The sequence below is a fragment of the Ancrocorticia sp. genome, from assembly GCF_052089425.1.
Lineage (GTDB): Bacteria > Actinomycetota > Actinomycetes > Actinomycetales > Actinomycetaceae > Ancrocorticia.
The window spans coordinates 1-17,810 of record NZ_JBQCZW010000038.1; the positions used below are offsets into that span (position 1 = coordinate 1).

Consider the following 17,810-nt stretch of genomic DNA (forward strand, 5'->3'; position numbering starts at 1 on the left):
GGGCGAACCCACAAAATGAGGGTTCGCCCTATTCCAATGTCCTGCGACAGCACATGGCGGTAGCGGTGGGATTTGAACCCACGGTGGCTGTGACACCACACAGCATTTCGAGTGCTGCACCTTCGGCCGCTCGGACACGCTACCTCGGCTAATGAGGTTACCTCACAGCCGCGTGCTGGCGCCAATCATCACCACCAGCAGCTCAGGTGACATCCCACTCACTGGGCAGAGGCCTCGAACCCACACGGACAGAGGTCTCGAACCCACACCATGCGGAGTATGCGACGGAGAACCATTCCCACCAGCGCCAGCCGCGCCTCGCTCTCAGACAATGGCGAATACGTGGCTGGACGCGAACTAGGTCTAGTGAGCCACAGCGAAACGCTGGCGATGGTGGGCGGGCTTAATGATTTCGTCAACGAATGCCTGTGCGTAATCTGCCCCGGAAATGAAGGACTCGCCATTTTCGTCAGTCACCAGCACATCGCCGCCAAGGCGGTAGCTACCGGTGGGCTCGCCGGGGGCATAGGCGCCAAAGGTACCTGCGGGAGAGAGGAAGAACCAATCGAGCTGGCCATCGTTGGCACGTAGATCGCCAAGAACGTCGGCCAGCTGGGCGGCTTCGGACTGGAAGGCCTCTGGGAAGTCGGGTCCAGAAGATACGGTCGGCCCGCCCTCGGATACGAGCAGCGATCCAGCGCCGCCCACAACGCCAAAGCGCGCGCCGGCAACCTCAGCGAAGCGCGCCGCGTTCGAGTACACCTCGCGCATCTTTCCATCGAGCGCGCCGCGCGGGGAAAGCGCCCCAACAACCACGTCCGCATCGCTCACGGCGTTTTCTAGTACGGACAGGTTGAGGACATCCCCGGTTCGGTAGGTGACGCCACTGACCTGCTCATCGGGCAATGATCGCGACCACGAGGTCACGGACAGTCCGCGCTTTGCCGCCTCGGCAGCGATATGACTGCCCGCGTATCCCGATCCACCAAGAACAACTACATGTGCCATTGAAAATCCTCTCCCACGTTGGGGTTACCGTTGGGCGCCGAGAGCCCGAATGCCCCGACACTTGCACTGCCTGCCTCGGCAATAAATGCCGTAGCCAGCCAGTACCCAGCACCTACTCTTCAGCATAGGACCCAGCTGAACGCATGAGAAGTATTCCCTGATCGGCTCTGTGAGAACGTTCAGTGCACCTCGTTTTCACCCGACTACGACCCAACGGGCTATCGACCTCCAGCGATGCCGCGCACACTCTTCTGTTCTCCAACGCGCGCACTCCTCCGATCTCTGACCTGCCTCCGCCCAACGCGCAAACTCCTCTGGTCACCGGCCTTGCTCCGCCCAACGCGCAAAAGCCAGTCAGCGCCGCCCATCGAAGAACTCCCTCAATTGCCGCGCGCATTCTTCTTCGCGCACGCCGCCCACCACTTCAACCTGATGGTTGAGCCGCGAATCGCGCAGCACATCCCGAACGGAACCGGCCGCCCCGGCCTTGGGATCCCACGCCCCGAACACCACACGCCTGATCCGCGCCGCAACAATCGCTCCAGCGCACATGGTGCACGGCTCAAGCGTCACGTACAGCTCGCAATCATCCAGCCGCCACGAACCGCGCGCCCGCGCAGCCGCGCGCAGCGCCATGATTTCCGCGTGCCCGGCGGGATCGTTCTGCGCCTCACGCGTGTTCCAACCCGCACCAAGCACACATCCAGCACCAAGCACACGCCCAGCATCGAGTCCACGTCCAGCGCCGAGCAGTACGCTTTGACTCTCCGCCGTCTCCCCCTGACCTTCGAGCTCCCCACCACGATCTTCGAACACCCCACCCTCACCCGCGGGAGAAGAGAGAGGCTCCCGATCCGCCCCAAGAACCACGGCCCCAACGGGCACGTCCCCTCCGGCGCAGGCACGATCGGCTAATCCAATCGCCACGCCAAGCCAGTGCCGCTCCGTTTCGTACATGGTGCCAGTTTCCCACACGCATCCACCGCCCAGACCGTTCGGCGTCAACGTCGTGGTTGATGCGGTTCAATTTCCCACACGCATCCACCGGACATAGTTCCCCGAGATCCCACGTTGAAACCGCGAGCAAGCTGGTAGATTATGGCCATGCGCATTGAGATCATTGATCATCCTCTGGTAGCCCACAAGCTCACGTTGCTGCGTGATGAACGAACACCATCGGCGGTGTTCCGCCAACTGGTTGATGAGCTCGTGACGCTTCTCGCCTACGAAGCGACTCACGATGCGCGCGTTGACGAAGTACAGATTAAAACGCCGGTGGCGGAGACCACTGGCGTCAAGCTCGCTCTGCCGCGCCCCATCGTGGTGCCCATTCTGCGAGCGGGCCTTGGCATGCTTGAGGGAATGTCCAAGCTGCTGCCTTCTGCGGAGATTGGCTTCCTCGGGCTCAAGCGCGATGAGGAGACGCTGCAGGCGATCACCTACGCGAACCGCCTGCCGGATGATCTTTCTGGCCGCCAGTGCTACGTGCTGGATCCGATGCTGGCAACGGGTGCCACGCTGATCGATTCGGTGAATTATTTGCTTGAGCGCGGCGCCCGCGACGTCACCTGCGTGTGCCTCCTCGGCGCCCCGGAGGGCCTGCGGAACCTCGAAAAGGCCATCGGTAACCGCGCGAACGTCACCATTTTCATGGCCGCCTTGGACGATCACCTCAACGAAAAGGGGTACATCGTTCCGGGATTGGGTGATGCAGGAGATCGCCTCTATGGAGTTATTGACTAGCGGAACAATGCGCGTTTCCGGCCCGGCGCCCGATTACCTCGGCCCGTCGTGGCAGGCCAGAACGCTGTTTTTGAACGACGACGACGGCGGAGCCCCTCCCGGCCGCCCCGACGTTGCGGTGTTGGTCCATGAGTATGATGCGGCGGAGCGCGTGGCGCGCTCCGGAATTGCCGTCCTGTACCTTCCTGGCTTTCAGGACACCTTTTTCCATACGGAGCAGGCGGCGGCGTGGGCGGCATATGACGTCCCGTTGATCGGGCTGGACTTCCGCCGTTCTGGCAGGGCCTTGCGCGCGGGACCCTCGCGGGATGATATCCGCGATCTGCACGTGAGGAATGAGGAAATCTCCGGGGCTGTGTCCTACATTCAGAGGGAACTCGGCGCCTCGCAGGTGATCCTCATCGGGCATTCCACGGGCGGGTTACAGGCGGCCCTGTGGGCCAACGAGAATCCCGGCAGAGTTGCCGCGGTGATTCTCAATTCCCCGTGGCTGGATCACAATGGGCCCGAGCATGAGAAGACGGTGCTGACCCGGGCTGCTGACAGGATCGGCAGGGTGACCCCGCGTATGATCATTTCCCAGTTGAACCCTGAATATGCGCGCAGCCTGCACAGCTCGTATGGCGGGGAGTGGAACTTCAACCCTGATCACAAGCCACTTGAACCGGTCCGTGTGCTGGCGGGATTCTGGCGAACCGTGCGGCGCGCACACGCGGAAATCGCCAACGGTACCATCACAATCCATGAGCCAGTTCTGGTGGCGCATTCGGATCACTCGGGCAACAGCAAGCACCCAAGCCCCGCCGAACTGACCTCCAGCGATTGTGTTCTCAATGTTGAGGACATGAAGCGCCTAGCGCTCAGGCTATCGCCGCACGCACAACTCCTCGAAATATCGGGCAGCATACATGATCTGGCCCTCTCACCCCGTCCGGCACGCGATTTCTATACTCGCGACACCATCGAGTGGGCTCTGGGCTCTCTGTAGATGCTGGGGAGGGCTACGAGGCGGAGGATTCGCCGTCGTCGTCCTTATTCTCCGGACTCTCTTCGGGCGAAACCGCGCCGGACGTGCGTGCGTTATCTAGGCTCACGCCATCGGTGATCGTGTGGGAGCGGCCGTCCACGATATCGTCCTCCTGCTCGAGGATCTGCTTGACCTGGCCCAGATCAACCGAGCTGCGTAGAGACGTACCCTTCACAAAGCTCACCGCGATCAAGCCGGCCAGCGCAAACGCCGCCATAACAACGAATACCATGCCCAGCTCGCGGCCGTAGGATTCGCGAACAACTGCCTCCACGGGATCGGGAAGTGCGGCGAAATCGAGCTCACCGGCGCCGCTCGTTTCTGGCATGGCACCGAGCTGGCCCACGATATCGTCGCGGACGTGTGTTTGATACACGCGCCCGAGCAGCTGGATTCCCATCGCGCCGGCAAGCGTGCGGAAGAACATGACCGTTGAGGTGGCCGCGCCCATCACCTTCAGGCCCACGAGGTTCTGGACAGCCACCATCAGCGTGTTTCCGGCGCCCATTCCCCCGCCCAAGATAGCCATCGCTACCCCGATGTACACCAGATTGGTGTGGGCGGTGACCGGCCAGAACATGAGCAAGCCAACCACCATCGCGGCAAGCCCGCCCATGACATAGCGCTTCCAGTACCCCGTTGCCGTGGTACGGCGGCCAATGATCGTGGAGGCGGCCATCATCGTGAGCATGAGCGGGATGGTCATGAGGCCCGAGGCCGTTGGCGAATAGCTGCGTCCGTACTGGAAGTACTGGCCGAGGAACACGGCGATGGAGAACATTGCGATGCCCTGCGCAACGAAGGCCACGATGGAGAGCACGAGGGTGCGGTTGCGGAACAGGTAAAGCGGGATCAGCGGTTCCTTCGCGCGGGATTCCACGAAAACAAAAAGAGCTGTAGAGACCACGAAGATCAGGATCAGGGCGATGGAGACCGGGGCGTCTAGCGCGAAATCACGGCCCTCGGAGGAGATCCAGATGAGCAGGGACGCCGCGGCTGCGCCGATCAGGGCGATTCCCAAGAAATCGATGTGTGCCTTGCCCTCGTGCACCGTGGGAACTTTCAGGCGCCCGGCAACCACAAACATCACCACGATGACGAACGGGATCGGCACCCAGAAACACCACTGCCAGCCAACGGTATCCACGATGAGGCCACCAATGAGTGGGCCGGCCACCGTGGAAACCGCCATGGAGGCCGCCATGTAGCCGTTGTACTTGCCGCGCTCACGCGGGGAGACGATCGTGGCCATGATAACCGTGGTGAGCGTAATCATCATGCCCATGCCGATCCCTTGCAGAACGCGGGAGGCGATCAGTTGGTTTGCGCTTTGGGACAGGCCGGACAGCAGGCTTGCCACAGCGAAAAGGACCAGCGAGACGATGAAAAGCTTCTTCTTATCGAAGAGGTCCGAAAGCTTACCGATGATCGGGGTGGCGATCGTATTTGCCAAGATTCCAGCCGTGATCACCCACGTGTACTGGACAGCATTGCCGCCGATCTGTGCCACGATTACCGGCATCGCGTTGGAAATAATCGTGTTGGACATGGAGGAAACGAACTGAGCCGCGAGGAGGCTCAAGAAAACCGTCATCACCTTCTGTGGGGCGTCTGCCGATTTTCCTGTTCCTGCTTTGCTCATCTTGTGGTGTCCTCTTGTCTTGACTGTTCTTCAGTTCGTCGGCTCTTCGGTTCCTCGGCGGGCGTCCCGGCCGTTCAATGGGCCGGCGCATCCATCCGCTCAATTCGCGCGCGACGGGGCATCCTGTATGCAGGGGCGGGACGGCGCGAACTGTTTAACCTGAATTTTCTACGCCCTTTATCAGGGCTTTTCAATGGAGAATCCTCAGGTGTGGCGGGGTTCTCGGATTCTGGGGATTCCGCCGGTTTGGGTGTTTCAGCGCGGGTGGGCGGCTGGCCTTCCAACTTGGGTGTACGCCGGGCACCACGTACTCTGTTATCGAGCACCAGAGAGAGGTCACGATGTCCAAGAAGAATCGCCGCAATGCGGATCGTCCCGCCAAGAAGAAGCGCGTCATTATCCCCTTCGTTGAGCGTCCGTTTGAGGATCTGGCCCCCGAGGCCGAGCTGGTTGCCATGCGGGAAATCCTTCCGTTGGCCACTCTGGAGGCAACTGTCAGTGCCGAACACGGCGGCGAAGCCCTGACGCTCACCACTATCCTGCCCGGCATGGCATCGGCGATCCGGCGCGAGGACGGCGTACTTCTTGTAGCCGTTCAAACCGTCATGAGTTCCGGTGACGCCTCCTTGGATATCGCCACCAGCATCCTCAAGGGCCTTGAGCTGAAGCCGGGCTCCAGCTTGGAGATCTCCGAGCAGCCCGAACCCGGGCCGCGCCTTCAGGACGTGATTGCGAGCTTCGGCGAGTTCACCATGTACCAGCAGCCCGATTTCTGGATGACTCCCGAGGAGGCCGCGAAGCCGGACAACCAGCAGGCGTTGGCCGATTCTCGCGAGCAGCTTGTCCCCACGCGCGCCATCGCTGGCGTTCCCGGCGCCTACTGGTGCCGGATGTCCCACGAATTCGTTCGCTATGTCCGGCCCGAATCCCGCGATGCGGTGCTGGATGCACTCGCTCGGATGCGCACCGCCGGCACCGCTAGCTTTGACGAATCGCGGTTTATTGGTGCCTTCCGCGCTCAGGGCCTGCTTATCCCCGTGTGGCAGCTCCAGGCCGGGTCCGAGGCCGATGAACTCGAGAAGCCCATGGCGAAGTTTGCAGAAGCGTTCGATGCGGCAATCGCCTCAACGGAGCCGCTGACTGCCGATGAGAAGCGCGCCCGAGCCGGAATCGTGTCGCGTCAGGTCACGCTCAGGTAGGCGCGCCCGGTAGGGCGGGTTGCCGCGTCCACACGTGGGCGCGCGGCTCTCAGGTGGCCGGTTCAGGCGGCTGCCGTCTCATCATGAGGAACATGGGCGCAATTTATGCCAAGTTCGCTACTTATTCAGGGTTTCACCCGCATTTGGTTATAGGCTGTTCACGTGACCGAGAAAGATCAACGAGTAGCCGTCATTATTCCAGCCAAGGACGAAGAGGATCGGATTGGAGCAACCATCCGTGCCTCGCGCGCTATTCCCTTTGTGGATCTTGTGGTTGTGGTGGACGACGGCTCGGAGGATGACACTCTGCATGCCGCGCGTTTCGCCGGCGCCACCGTGATTCGCCACTCGGTCAATCGAGGTAAAGCCTCCGCCATGGAGACCGGTGCTTCCGTTGTTGCCATGCGCGATACCGTGGGCCGCCCAGCGCGCCTCCTCTTGTTTATCGATGCAGATCTTGGTGATTCGGCAGTAGAAACCGCACCACTCGTAGCTCCGGTCCGATCCGGTGACGTGGATTGCACGATTGCGGCGCTTCCGCCTCAGAAGGGAGCCGGCGGCCATGGCCTAGTCACAGGCCTCGCCCGCAAAGCCATCGAGCGCGCCACTGGTTGGCGCCCGCGCCAACCCATTTCCGGGCAGCGTTGCCTCACTCGTTCAGCGTTCGAGGCCGCCCGCCCGCTTGCCAAAGGCTGGGGCGTGGAAGTGGGCATGACGATCGACCTACTGGTTGCTGGCTACACGCTGGAGGAAGTTGAATGCGATCTCCAGCACCGCGCCACCGCCAACGATCTGGCCGGCAACCTTCATCGCGCCAGCCAGTACCGAGGCGTCAGGAGCGCCGTTGATTCGCGCAGGATCCGCCGCGTCAAAGTCCCTCGCTCTCTGCGCCCTAAATCCCTAAGCGAAGATTTCGCGCCCTACAACGCGTTCGAGTAGGCGCTCAGGCGCTCGCGCGCCCAACGGTCCCCGCGTGCTCTAGCGCCCCCGCGGCCCAGAGCAGCCCGGCAACGGTCATCCCAATCGCGGGAATTACCACGCCCGAATCGTTGATCACCATTCCAAAGACGAGTGTGGCGATCACCGGGAACGTTGTGTGACGCAGTAGCGGAATGCCCTGCCACGCGAGTTGCCCGAGGTGCTCGGGTTCGCTCGATGGCCGGGGCGTGCGGCGGTACCACCAGAGGATGGCAATCGCGCCGGCAAGGACAAACACGATGACCGCCAGCCACCATGGCAGCCCAAAGAGGGACTGGGAGAGCTTGCGTGTCACTACGTCAAAGCCGCCGCCATCCAGAACGGTCTGAATGAATCGGCCCAAATGCGAGCGCTCGGTGGCTGGGCGAAGGTAATCCACAAAGGAGAAGAGGAGTGACGTGGCGCCGGCGGCCAGAAGCGTCCCGAGGATCCACCACGGTGTGAGCCGAACGCCGTAGATAAGTAATCCGGCCAGCACGAATCCGAGAACCAGTGCGGGCGGCCCCCCGAAATCGGCACCTAGGGTGGCGGTACCGTCCACGATAACAACCGCGATCCCCGTCACAACGAGTGCTGCAATGCCAGCGCGTTTCGGCAACCGGGCCGCCACATAAGAGATAGCAAGAATCAGCCCGGCGGCCATGATGGCAAATGAGGCGTTACTCAGCCCGTAGAAACGCCCACCAACCTGAGGCTGAGTCCCGAGGAGAGAGGAAAGCTGGAGGGAATAGTGGCTAGTCGCTGAATCCAGAAGGACGTCCACAATCAGGGTGATCGCCGTGATCGCCCCGATGATGGCGATGGGCGCCTGAACCTTATCGTTGCGAGGCAGCATGTAGGCAACGGCCGCGATCAAAGCTGCAATCAGTCCGATCCCAACAAATAGCGCGATTCCGGGCACTGCAAACCGCCACCACGGCAGCGCGTTGATCAGCAGCGAAGCCACCGGCAGGGCCGCCACCCACGCCACGAACCGCGAAAGCCCGCGCGGCACCGGCGCCCCGATCCGCCTACGCATCAATTTCAGTGCCACAACTCCAGCAACGCTGGCCATCGCAAGCACCACAACGTAGAACGGCCCCACAAATGGACGCACGTTCTCCGATCGCTCTTGATCATCGGCCAACCGTGAGATCAACCCATCGGCCCGTTCGCTCGCCACCTCGTCTGATTCCGGGGCGCCAGCAGGCTCGGCACCCGCATCACGCACGGCTCCATCACGCGCACCCCCATCACGCACGGCTCCACCGCCGCTCTCGCTGCCGCCTCCACCGGCTTGAATCTGGGAACCCACCACCCGCTCAAGCACGGGCGCATCGGGTTCGAGCCACGAGACCAGCGTGGGAAATACATCCGTCAGCTGAACCAGCCCGGGTTGCCGCGTGGCATCTGAACTCGCGAGTTCGCCACCGGCCACGGGATGTTCCTGATCGCCGTCAGCACCTGCCCCGCCCTCACGCACACTCATAAATCCCAGCTGCGGCGCCGCGGTTTGCGCATCACCAACGGACACCACGAGGATCCGGGCATCGGGCGCTAGTTCATCCACGGCGTCCATCACCGCACCGAAACGCGCGTCTAGGGCGGCGGCTTGCGGCACAACTTCCGCCGGTGGGGCGCCGGTTCCCTTGAATGCGGCGAGGAACTTATCGATCGCACCGCGCGGCCGGAACTCCTCGCCCTGAGTGCCTGCTGGACTCAACTCATCGCCGGGGTAACGGATGGCGCCAAGATCTATGGCAACGAGATCGTTTTCGGCAACGTCCGCGAACGCGGCACCGGCGGCCCCACTCTCGGGGTCTGAACCGTACGGGTCCGTGCCCTCCACGCTGCCGGGAATCGCCCCGAGTTCACGGTATTCGCCCGTGAACTCTCCGCCAGAATCGGTGAGCGCGAGGGCGCCGCCAGGGCCGATCGCCGCAAGATCCCGGCCCTCCAACGTGTCCCCCAACAGCCCCAGTTCGGCCTTGTAGTTGCTATCGCGGTTCGCATCGGCCAGCCCATCCCAGTTCGCCGCGCCCATTTGCTGGCACCCGTTCGTGGGATCGATCGCCCGCTGCCCGGCGCCGATCGTCAGCCACCCCTCGCTCGGGCACGTGGTCTCCTCCACGGTCCGCGTCACGATGTTGGCACCCGCGGCCGAGTCGAGAAAATAATAAAGATTGGGAGTATTTTCCGGTGTAATATCGCGCCACAGTAGTCCAGAAAAACCGACGACGACGACGGGTTCTTCCGCACCCGAAACGCCTTCCGCTTTCTGGGTATCTGCGGCAGCCGGAGCCACTGCGAAGAGTATGGCGCACAGGGCGGCAAGCAGTGCTCCCGCGGCTGAACGTAATACTCGAACCATGCATTAAGACTAACTGACCACCACGCGGCCTGTTTCACCGCGACCTATCCCAAGACGATAGGGTGTTCAGGATTCATTCGTATATGAACGGTATCCATCCGGGTACCACTGGGAATCAGGCACCGCACGGAAAGGGGATGCAATGAGCGAGCACACTACCCAAGGGCAGTTGCGATTTTCGTTTCTGGGTCCCCGCGGCACGTTCTGTCACGCCGCCACGATGCAAGTGGCAGATGAAACGGCGAAGCTAGTTCCTGCATTGGACGTTCCTAGCGCTCTGAAAATGCTGCGCGAACAAGAAGTTGATTATGCGGTAGTTCCTATCGAGAATTCGGTTGAGGGCGGGGTTAACGCCACGTTGGACACCCTGATCCATGGGCAGCGCCTCGAGATCAAGGCGGAGATGCTGGTGCCGATCCGGTTCGCGCTGGCGGTTCGCGCGGGCACGCGGATCGAGGATGTTCACCGCATCGCAACTCATCCTCATGCGTGGGCTCAGTGCCGGGGCTGGATTTCCGAGCATCTTTCGGATGCCGTACATGTGCCCGCCACCTCAACGGCGGCCGGAGCCGAGCTTCTTTCCTCACACGGGACAGATGCAGGCTTCGAGGCTGCCCTGTGCCCAGTACCCACAGCCGCTGAATACGGGCTAGAGATCCTCAGCTCAGATGTTGCCGATAACCCCCATGCCGTCACCCGATTCATCATGGCGGCCCTCCCCGGCCGCCAGCCCGAGCGTACCGGTGCAGACAAGACAACGCTGATGGTTCAGCTGCCATCGGATGAGGCGGGTGCCTTGCTGACCATGCTCGAACAGTTCAGTGCTCGCGGAGTGAACCTCTCGCGCATCGAATCCCGCCCAATCGGTGATCTTATGGGCCGCTATGCCTTCTCCATCGATGCCGAGGGGCATCTGGATGACGAACGAATCCAGGCCGTGTTGATTGGCCTTCACAGAGTGTGCCCGTCGGTCATCTTCCTCGGCTCGTATCCCTCAGCCACGGGTGAGCGGGTGCGGCCGGAGCCGGGAACGGCCGATTCGGACTTCATCTCGGCACGCGGCTGGGTGGCTAGCCTGCTCGGGCATGACGTCCCGATCCACGACTAGGCGCCGCGCCCGAACTAAAACCTGTGAGGACGCATGACCTCTCGCCCCAGTCTCATAAACTACTAGGGCTCGACTGTTCGCCAGAGTCGGTCAATCGGCATGATGTGGATGCGATCCTTCCCGCCTAATTCCGCGTAGTTCCGGGGGTTCTAGTGTGCTGGTTCGAAATGTAGCTTCAGTCCGAGTGCTTCGGAGACCTTAACAATCGTCGCGAAGGTTGGGTTACCATCAGCCGAAAGTGCCTTGTAGAGACCTTCACGGCTCATGCCAACCCGGCGTGCAAGTTGGCTGAGATTGCCGGAGCGGGCGATCGTTCCCAATGCCTGAGCAACGAGCGCCGGATCGTTTCCATCTTCAAGAGTCGCTTCGAGATACGCAGCGGCAGTATCAAGATCCCCCAGATAATCAGCACCGTCGTACGGCGCGAACGTTTCCCTCGTATCATTCATTGTTCTTCCACTCCTTCGCAATCCGATGCGCATTCTCAATGTCGCGTGGTTGGCTTGATTTGTCTCCACCGCACAGTAGAACTATCAGTTGTGAACCGCGCTGCAGGTAGTAGACCCTGTAACCGGGGCCATAGTCGATGCGCAGCTCGGAGACACCAGCCCCTACCGCTCTGACGTCGCCAGGATTGCCAGCAGCAAGTCGATCGATCCGCGCCATAACACGACCAACCGCCCGTCGATCCCGCAATCTGCGCAACCACCGATCAAACGTTGCACTTGTGACAACCTCAACCATGTGTTAACTGTAGTTCACATCCTCAAGCGGCACCACACCGAGTTGAGAACCCTGCACGGACGCAAAAGTAGTTCCGTCTGCTTCCGCGTGATTACGCGGGTCTCAGTCTATTGCTATGAGCCGTTGCCCGTGTAGAACGGTGTGCGCCGTAACCTACTTATGGTGCGATAAAGGTCGCTCCACCTCTGGTTGAAAGACGTGTGGCAGAAAATAGTTGAGCGATTCCCTACCGGCGGAGCGGCAGTGTAAGCGCAGGCGCCGGCGAAGATAGAGATGCACAGTTAGTATGTCATTCTGTGCATTCTGGTAGTAGGCTGGCGTTATGAATACGCAAGTAATGACGTTGGCGCCGGACGCGGTGCAGGGTTCCCCCAGCGGGGAGTCGGTGTGGGAGAGGGCGTTGATCGACTTCGTTCGCGGTGCGTCAGCCGAAGGAAAGACGATCGTCGTGAGCACCGAGGTCGCCACCCTTACTCCCGACGAAGTGGCACGCGGGTTGAACCTTTCGCGTTCGACGGTGTCGCGGCGAATCGCGGACGGTACGATCCAGTCAGTCAAGGTCGGCAACCGACATCACGTTCCCTACCCGGAATACCGCCGCTTGTGGAAGGACTCGATGACAGGAGCGGTCGCGGCGTCGATGGATGACATCGAAGCCAAACTGTTCGATGACGAGTAGCGGGCCGACGTTCACCGTCCCTCTTGACGCCAACGTCCTAGCCAAACCTGTCACGCGCACGCTGCTGATGCTCGCCGCCGACGCGAGCGGGTACGGTGTCACTTGGAGTGGCTACGTCGAAGCGGAGGCCAACCGCCAGCTCCGATGCTTGAAGGCCGGGCTCACTGTCTCGCGGCTCGGTCTCTGCGAAGACTGCACAACAGACAACCCCTCGTAGGCTTCGCACCACTCTCGTCTCTCAAGGCGGAGGGGCATTTGCAATCCCAGGGCACGCCGTCAACCGGAATGTGTTGAATCGGTTAGGAGCACATTCCCGGTTAATGTGGGCCGAATTCTCTGGTGCATGACACTCGGGCATGACGTCCCGATCCACGACTAGCCAACACACAAACGGGCGTGGGGCTCCGTCGTCGTCCTCAAATTCGGGGCGAACAGTCCTAGGTGAGCCTGCGCATGTTGGACAGCGCTGCCGTTACCGAAAGCTTCCATTAAACTCTCAGACATGAACGACTGGGGCGATGGCGCACAGCCGCGTGACGAACAGCAGACAGCCTTCATGGCGAACGAACCTCCGCGTCAAGAACGCGCCAAAAGGCGGTACTCCACGGGCCGGATTGCTGGCATCGTCGGAGTGGTGGCGATTATCATCGCGCTCATCGCCGTGGCCATGAGAATGACCGGTGGCACAAGTGGAGCTGACAGCAATCCCGAAGCTGCATCAGCCGAAGCGCTCACCACCTACCTCACGGCGCTCTCGGAGGGCGATGCCGAAACTGCGAGGTCCTTTGTATGGGTAGAACGGGATCACGGCCAGCTGAACGAAGAAGTACTAGCCAAGTCTCGGGAACTCGCGCCAATCAGCGATATAGCAGTAGATGAAAGCGCAATCGTCGTGAGTGAGGAATCAGGTATTGTCAGCGCGACAGTTCCTGCCACCTTCATGCTCGGCGAGACACGGGTAGACCGCGACTTTTCCCTTTCGGTCGGATCACGCCAAGTGAGCGATCCACAAGAATGGAGCATCAGCAACGGGCTCGCACTCGTGTCATTTGGACGGGTTGCCGGCCTCTCGCCATCGCTCAACGGCGTTCCTATGGGCGAGACAGAGCGGGTGTTCATCGGTGCATATGACGTAGGTTTCGGTAGTGAGCGAGTCGCCCTTGAAGGCGATTCGGATGTGCTCCTGCTCCACGAAAAGACCGAGACCCAGGTGACCGCGAAACTAACTGACGAGGCTGTTAAAGAATACCGAGAGATCGTGCGAGCAGACCTGACCGAGTGCTTGGCGTTGACAACTCTGAGCACTCCCTGCGGCATGGATGTCAGCGGTACTTTCGCGAACGGAGAGAAAGCCGTTGACGGGACCGTTGAGCGCACACTCACGGAAAAGGGCGACGCCGCACTGGATAGCCTCGAAGTAGAGCTCGATCCGGACAAACCCGCCCATGCCTCCAGCCGCACATTCATTGATGTATCGGTCGAAACTGACGTCACCAAAGGCGACGGCTCGTGGCGGGTTTCGGTCATGACCGGCGCTGGCGTCCTCCTACCGACCGTCGATCTCACAGCCGAGAACCTCAGTGTCACGTGGGAGGCCCGCTACTAACGGCGCACGCACAGGCATTGAACTTATGCGGGCCAACCACTCCCGGGGGCCCGCTACTAACGGCGCGCCGTTGAATCGAGACTGACCGACCGCTGGCGGCCAGTGCTAGTAGCGAACGGCAGGCCGCTAGAGATCAGCCTACGCGGACTAACAACGCGCCCTTCTGAACAGTTGCCGTGACATCGGTGGCCCAGCCGAGCGGATCACCATCGGCTTGCACCTGCTCTGGCTCCTCGATCTTCACCCGAGCGCTCTGCGTGCGCCGGAAGTCAATGGAACCGGTTTCGGGAAGCATTTTGTCCTGCACACCGAACTTCTGAAGGCCGATACGCCGCACGAGATCGCCCCAGCCCCAGATGCCTGCCTTGGTATCCAATACTGCGATGTCTAGCCAACCATCATCAATTCGCGCATCGGGCGCGAGCATCAAGCCGCCGGGCAATCCGCCGCAGTTGGCGAACATAATGGAGCGGGCCTCGATCGGGATCTCGTGGGAACCTGTTGCCACGGTGGCAACCAGCCGCTTTTCTTTCAGGTGCTTGACGCCGGAAACCACGTACGCGGACCAGCCGAGAACGCGCTTCAAATCGTCATCGGCCCCTCCCATCACCTGAGCGTCGAATCCCAGCCCGGCAATCACCACGAAGGCTACTTTCCCAACGAAGGGCTCTCCCTCCGAATCCAGCTCCTTGATGGCGGCAAGCGCCGCATCGGAGGGCTGATCGGCTTCCATCCACCCCACGTCTACACGGCGCGAACGCCCTGTCACGGCCACGGAGGCAAGGTTACGGATGGAGTCAAGAGGGAGCCCGAGGTTGCGGGCTAACAAGTTGCCGGTGCCGATTGGCAACATGCCAAGGGGAATGCCAGTGCCAGCAAGTTCTCCGGCCACGACGCGGACCGTGCCATCGCCACCCGCGGCGATCACAACGGATGCCCCCATCTCCACGGCCTGACGCACCTGCCCGTTGCCGGGATCCTCAATCGTTGTAGGGAGCCAGATAGGATCATCAAACCCGGCATCGGCGGCGCTCTCCCGGACCACCCTTTTCATCTCGTCAAAATCGGCATCCTTGGACGGGTTGTATATCACGCAGATAGGCCCGTCGGGGCGGGGATGATCGGGCTCTGGCGCGTGGGCTTGCCGCGAACTGAGCTGGAGTGTCAGGGCCTGAATTTGGCCCCGCAGCCACACAGCGATGAACAATGTAACAACAGCTACAACCAATGCGACCAGCGCGACCCAACTCTCCCACGTCATAGGCTCAGCATAACCGCTATCCTTGAGGTTATGATTGACATCCGATTTGTCCGCGAGAACCCAGAAGCCGTGCGTGAATCACAACGCCGCCGCGGAAACAGCGAGCAAGCTGTGGATGAGCTCCTCGCCGCTGACGAAGCCCGCCGCTCTGCACTCCTAGCATTTGAGACGGCCCGTGCCTCTCAAAAGGAACTCTCGCGCTCCATCGGAAAGGCCTCGAAGGAGGATCGCCCAGCGATCCTTGCTGAAGCGAAGCAGAAGAAGCAAGAGGTGGAGGATCTGGAGAAGGCCGCCAAGGCCGCAGATGCCGCCTACACCGAGGCCAACATGGCGATCCAGAACGTGATCCTGCCCGGTGTTCCCGCCGGCGGCGAAAATGATTACGAGGTTATGCGCCACGTGGGCGATATCCGCGAGTTCGGATTTGAGCCCAAGGATCACTTGGACGTTGCGCAGGGACTCGGCGCTCTGGACATGGAACGGGGCACGAAGGTATCCGGCTCCCGTTTCTACTACCTGAAGGGCCCGGGCGCCCGCTTGGAGCTAGCCCTCCTGACGATGGCAGCCGATCTTGCGGAAGCGAACGGTTTCACCCTCATGATCACGCCAACACTTGTGAACCCGGACATCATGTCCGGCACCGGATTCCTTGGTGCGCACTCCGATGAGATCTATTACCTGCCAGCCGATGATCAGTACCTCGTGGGCACATCCGAGGTTGCCTTGGCCGGATACCACAAGGATGAGATCCTCGATTTGTCCGGCGGCCCGAAGCGTTACGCCGGGTGGTCCTCCTGCTACCGCCGCGAGGCCGGTTCCTACGGCAAGGACACCCGCGGCATCATCCGCGTGCACCAGTTCAACAAGGTAGAAATGTTCGTGTACTGCCGGGTCGAGGATTCCATGGTGGAACACAATCGCCTGCTGAATCTGGAAGAGCAGATGCTCGCCAAGGTGGAGCTCCCCTACCGCGTGATCAACACGGCCGCCGGGGATCTTGGCTCCTCCGCCGCGCAGAAGTTTGATTGCGAGGCGTGGCTCCCCACCCAGAATCGGTTTATGGAAGTCACCTCCACATCCAACTGCACCACGTATCAGGCACGCCGCCTGAACATTCGTGAGAAGTTTGAGGGAGAAAACGCCTCGGCAGCCACGCTCAACGGCACACTGGCCACAACGCGTTGGCTCGTTGCCCTGCTCGAAAACCACCAGCAAGCCGATGGCTCGCTCTATATCCCCGAAGCCCTTCGCCCATACTTGGGAGGGAAGGACCACTTCGAACCGGTAGCTTAATGGAATTTCATTCAACAGACCTCGCTGGAGGCCTCCCTTCAGCCCACGCCGCGCTAGCCACTAAGGCGCTCCCAAGGGCCGGAAGCGACCTGATGATCGCCCTAGACATCGATGGGACAATCTTGGGCCACGACAGCTCACTTTCTAGGCGAGTTAAGGACGCGATCTACGCCCACCTCGAAGCGGGCACCAAGCTGATGCTCGCCACCGGGCGCGGTATCCACGGCACCGAGCTTGCCCTAGGCCAGCTGGGTATGACAGATGGCGTGGCCGTGTGCTCGAACGGCGCGATCACTCTAGGGCTTGGTGAAACCTTCCTCCCGGAGCCGCATCTGGGTGGCAAGGAGATCGCCGAATCACGCTCCAAGCTCCGCACACTTGACGTGGGTTCAGCCTTTCGCGTTCTCAGCTACTCAACGTTCGATCCGCGCGAGCAGATCATCCAGCTTCACGAGGCCCTACCCGATGCCCTCATCGCGGTGGAAGAGCTGGACGGCCCACGCCGGGTCAACCGCGACTTCCCGCCCGGAGAGCTCTCGGGCCCGAGCCTTATCCTCCCGATCGATCAACTGGGAGTCGCCTCGGCCACTCGCCTGACGATCCGAGCCACTGAGCTGACCGCCGAGGAACTCTACTCCGCCGTCCAGTCCGTTGGGATGGAGGGCGTTGAGTACGCCGTGGGCTGGTCCGCATGGCTGGACGTTTCCCCATTCGGGATCTCCAAGGGCGCCGCCCTTGAGAACATGCGGATCGCGCTGGGCGTTTCCCCGGAGGCTACAGTTGCCGTAGGCGATGGCGGCAATGATCGCGAGATGCTTCGCTGGGCCGAATGTGGAGTGGCGATGGGCGGATCCAGCCCGCGTGTTCTGGCCGCAGCGGACGCACAGACGAAACCTGTGGGCGAAGACGGCTTGGCAGACGTGCTCGAATCTCTCTTCTGAGCTCGAATCTCTCTACAGAAGCTGCGGCGAATCCCACCGGGACCGTGGATGCCCCGGCAGCCACGAGTCACCTCCTATACTGAAGTAGTGAGAACTATGGGGAAGGCAGCGCCGCACAGGATGCTCGCGCGCATTCTTGCCGCGCTAATCCTTCTGGTGGCCATCGTGTTTGCCACCCTCCCCACAGCGACGGCCCGCGAGACCACCTCCAATCAGCCCCCAGCATCCCTC

General features: G+C 61.4%; 16 protein-coding genes and 1 tRNA gene. 9 read left to right on the top strand and 8 right to left on the bottom strand.

Going from position 1 to position 17,810, the window contains the following annotated elements; genetic code table 11:
- Positions 1 to 54: 54 nt before the first annotated feature.
- The 3 genes from ACTHV6_RS10175 to ACTHV6_RS10185 all read right to left on the bottom strand — a co-directional run bounded on the left by ACTHV6_RS10175 (position 55) and on the right by ACTHV6_RS10185 (position 1,761).
- Positions 55 to 144, bottom strand: a tRNA-Ser gene (locus tag ACTHV6_RS10175).
- 219 nt (positions 145 to 363) lie between these two features.
- Positions 364 to 1,008 (bottom strand): NAD(P)-dependent oxidoreductase, encoded by a 645-nt coding sequence (locus tag ACTHV6_RS10180; RefSeq protein WP_441387395.1) that lies wholly within the window; start codon positions 1,006 to 1,008, stop codon positions 364 to 366.
- Positions 1,009 to 1,362: 354 nt separating this feature from the next.
- Positions 1,363 to 1,761, bottom strand: a complete 399-nt coding sequence (locus ACTHV6_RS10185; RefSeq protein ID WP_441387415.1) for a nucleoside deaminase — start codon at positions 1,759 to 1,761, stop codon at positions 1,363 to 1,365.
- Between the two features lie 351 nt (positions 1,762 to 2,112).
- On the opposite strand from ACTHV6_RS10185, the gene upp reads away from it, so the two are divergent.
- Together upp and ACTHV6_RS10195 are read left to right on the top strand one after the other, a co-directional pair.
- Positions 2,113 to 2,751 (top strand): uracil phosphoribosyltransferase, encoded by a 639-nt coding sequence (gene upp, locus ACTHV6_RS10190; RefSeq protein ID WP_441387396.1) that lies wholly within the window; start codon positions 2,113 to 2,115, stop codon positions 2,749 to 2,751.
- Positions 2,735 to 3,739 carry an alpha/beta hydrolase gene (locus ACTHV6_RS10195; RefSeq protein ID WP_441387397.1) on the top strand — a complete coding sequence of 335 codons (1,005 nt, stop codon included), beginning with the start codon at positions 2,735 to 2,737 and terminating at the stop codon, positions 3,737 to 3,739. Before upp ends, ACTHV6_RS10195 begins: the two co-directional genes overlap by 17 nt.
- A 13-nt stretch (positions 3,740 to 3,752) precedes the next feature.
- Here the strand turns inward: ACTHV6_RS10195 and ACTHV6_RS10200 are convergent, their stop codons facing one another.
- Positions 3,753 to 5,420 (bottom strand): MFS transporter, encoded by a 1,668-nt coding sequence (locus tag ACTHV6_RS10200; protein ID WP_441387398.1) that lies wholly within the window; start codon positions 5,418 to 5,420, stop codon positions 3,753 to 3,755.
- Between the two features lie 341 nt (positions 5,421 to 5,761).
- Here ACTHV6_RS10200 and ACTHV6_RS10205 point away from each other — a divergent pair, with 341 nt between their 5' ends.
- Both ACTHV6_RS10205 and ACTHV6_RS10210 read left to right on the top strand, forming a co-directional pair.
- The gene (locus tag ACTHV6_RS10205) at positions 5,762 to 6,619 is read left to right on the top strand and encodes a DUF5926 family protein (protein WP_441387399.1); all 858 of its coding nucleotides are present in this window, start codon (positions 5,762 to 5,764) and stop codon (positions 6,617 to 6,619) included.
- A 162-nt stretch (positions 6,620 to 6,781) separates the two neighbouring features.
- Complete coding sequence (locus tag ACTHV6_RS10210) at positions 6,782 to 7,558, top strand: glycosyltransferase (protein ID WP_441387400.1); 777 nt, start codon at positions 6,782 to 6,784, stop codon at positions 7,556 to 7,558.
- Between the two features lie 4 nt (positions 7,559 to 7,562).
- Here the strand turns inward: ACTHV6_RS10210 and ACTHV6_RS10215 are convergent, their stop codons facing one another.
- Positions 7,563 to 9,947 carry a hypothetical protein gene (locus ACTHV6_RS10215; RefSeq protein ID WP_441387401.1) on the bottom strand — a complete coding sequence of 795 codons (2,385 nt, stop codon included), beginning with the start codon at positions 9,945 to 9,947 and terminating at the stop codon, positions 7,563 to 7,565.
- A gap of 142 nt (positions 9,948 to 10,089) precedes the next feature.
- Here ACTHV6_RS10215 and pheA point away from each other — a divergent pair, with 142 nt between their 5' ends.
- A complete protein-coding gene (pheA, locus tag ACTHV6_RS10220) occupies positions 10,090 to 11,055 on the top strand; it encodes a prephenate dehydratase (RefSeq protein ID WP_441387403.1) in 966 nt (321 codons plus the stop codon).
- 149 nt (positions 11,056 to 11,204) lie between these two features.
- Here the strand turns inward: pheA and ACTHV6_RS10225 are convergent, their stop codons facing one another.
- Both ACTHV6_RS10225 and ACTHV6_RS10230 read right to left on the bottom strand, forming a co-directional pair.
- On the bottom strand, positions 11,205 to 11,504 hold the full coding sequence (locus ACTHV6_RS10225; RefSeq protein ID WP_441387404.1) for an addiction module antidote protein: 300 nt from the start codon (positions 11,502 to 11,504) through the stop codon (positions 11,205 to 11,207).
- Positions 11,497 to 11,799, bottom strand: a complete 303-nt coding sequence (locus ACTHV6_RS10230) for a type II toxin-antitoxin system RelE/ParE family toxin (protein WP_441387406.1) — start codon at positions 11,797 to 11,799, stop codon at positions 11,497 to 11,499. Before ACTHV6_RS10230 ends, ACTHV6_RS10225 begins: the two co-directional genes overlap by 8 nt.
- A 322-nt stretch (positions 11,800 to 12,121) precedes the next feature.
- Between ACTHV6_RS10230 and ACTHV6_RS10235 the strand changes: the two genes are divergently transcribed.
- On the top strand, positions 12,122 to 12,478 hold the full coding sequence (locus ACTHV6_RS10235; RefSeq protein ID WP_441387408.1) for an excisionase family DNA-binding protein: 357 nt from the start codon (positions 12,122 to 12,124) through the stop codon (positions 12,476 to 12,478).
- 502 nt (positions 12,479 to 12,980) lie between these two features.
- Positions 12,981 to 14,084, top strand: coding sequence for a hypothetical protein (locus tag ACTHV6_RS10240; protein ID WP_441387410.1), 1,104 nt, complete (start codon positions 12,981 to 12,983; stop codon positions 14,082 to 14,084).
- Positions 14,085 to 14,217: 133 nt separating this feature from the next.
- Here ACTHV6_RS10240 and ACTHV6_RS10245 read toward each other — a convergent pair whose 3' ends face one another.
- Positions 14,218 to 15,345, bottom strand: a complete 1,128-nt coding sequence (locus ACTHV6_RS10245; protein WP_441387411.1) for a diacylglycerol/lipid kinase family protein — start codon at positions 15,343 to 15,345, stop codon at positions 14,218 to 14,220.
- A 30-nt stretch (positions 15,346 to 15,375) separates the two neighbouring features.
- Between ACTHV6_RS10245 and serS the strand changes: the two genes are divergently transcribed.
- Entirely contained in the window at positions 15,376 to 16,638 is a 1,263-nt protein-coding gene (gene serS / locus ACTHV6_RS10250) for a serine--tRNA ligase (RefSeq protein WP_441387413.1), read from the top strand.
- A 92-nt stretch (positions 16,639 to 16,730) separates the two neighbouring features.
- Positions 16,731 to 17,579 carry an HAD-IIB family hydrolase gene (locus ACTHV6_RS10255; RefSeq protein ID WP_441387414.1) on the top strand — a complete coding sequence of 283 codons (849 nt, stop codon included), beginning with the start codon at positions 16,731 to 16,733 and terminating at the stop codon, positions 17,577 to 17,579.
- Positions 17,580 to 17,810 lie beyond the last annotated feature (231 nt).

What these genes read in the sequence shown, in the direction of transcription:
- ACTHV6_RS10230 (WP_441387406.1), bottom strand. Translation starts at nt 11,799, where the DNA reads ATGGTTGAGGTTGTCACAAGTGCAACGTTTGATCGGTGGTTGCGCAGA.
- ACTHV6_RS10205 (WP_441387399.1), top strand. Translation starts at nt 5,762, where the DNA reads ATGTCCAAGAAGAATCGCCGCAATGCGGATCGTCCCGCCAAGAAGAAG.
- ACTHV6_RS10245 (WP_441387411.1), bottom strand. Translation starts at nt 15,345, where the DNA reads ATGACGTGGGAGAGTTGGGTCGCGCTGGTCGCATTGGTTGTAGCTGTT.
- ACTHV6_RS10200 (WP_441387398.1), bottom strand. Translation starts at nt 5,420, where the DNA reads ATGAGCAAAGCAGGAACAGGAAAATCGGCAGACGCCCCACAGAAGGTG.
- upp (WP_441387396.1), top strand. Translation starts at nt 2,113, where the DNA reads ATGCGCATTGAGATCATTGATCATCCTCTGGTAGCCCACAAGCTCACG.
- ACTHV6_RS10240 (WP_441387410.1), top strand. Translation starts at nt 12,981, where the DNA reads ATGAACGACTGGGGCGATGGCGCACAGCCGCGTGACGAACAGCAGACA.
- pheA (WP_441387403.1), top strand. Translation starts at nt 10,090, where the DNA reads ATGAGCGAGCACACTACCCAAGGGCAGTTGCGATTTTCGTTTCTGGGT.
- serS (WP_441387413.1), top strand. Translation starts at nt 15,376, where the DNA reads ATGATTGACATCCGATTTGTCCGCGAGAACCCAGAAGCCGTGCGTGAA.
- ACTHV6_RS10180 (WP_441387395.1), bottom strand. Translation starts at nt 1,008, where the DNA reads ATGGCACATGTAGTTGTTCTTGGTGGATCGGGATACGCGGGCAGTCAT.
- ACTHV6_RS10225 (WP_441387404.1), bottom strand. Translation starts at nt 11,504, where the DNA reads ATGAATGATACGAGGGAAACGTTCGCGCCGTACGACGGTGCTGATTAT.
- ACTHV6_RS10255 (WP_441387414.1), top strand. Translation starts at nt 16,731, where the DNA reads ATGATCGCCCTAGACATCGATGGGACAATCTTGGGCCACGACAGCTCA.
- ACTHV6_RS10215 (WP_441387401.1), bottom strand. Translation starts at nt 9,947, where the DNA reads ATGGTTCGAGTATTACGTTCAGCCGCGGGAGCACTGCTTGCCGCCCTG.
- ACTHV6_RS10195 (WP_441387397.1), top strand. Translation starts at nt 2,735, where the DNA reads ATGGAGTTATTGACTAGCGGAACAATGCGCGTTTCCGGCCCGGCGCCC.
- ACTHV6_RS10235 (WP_441387408.1), top strand. Translation starts at nt 12,122, where the DNA reads ATGAATACGCAAGTAATGACGTTGGCGCCGGACGCGGTGCAGGGTTCC.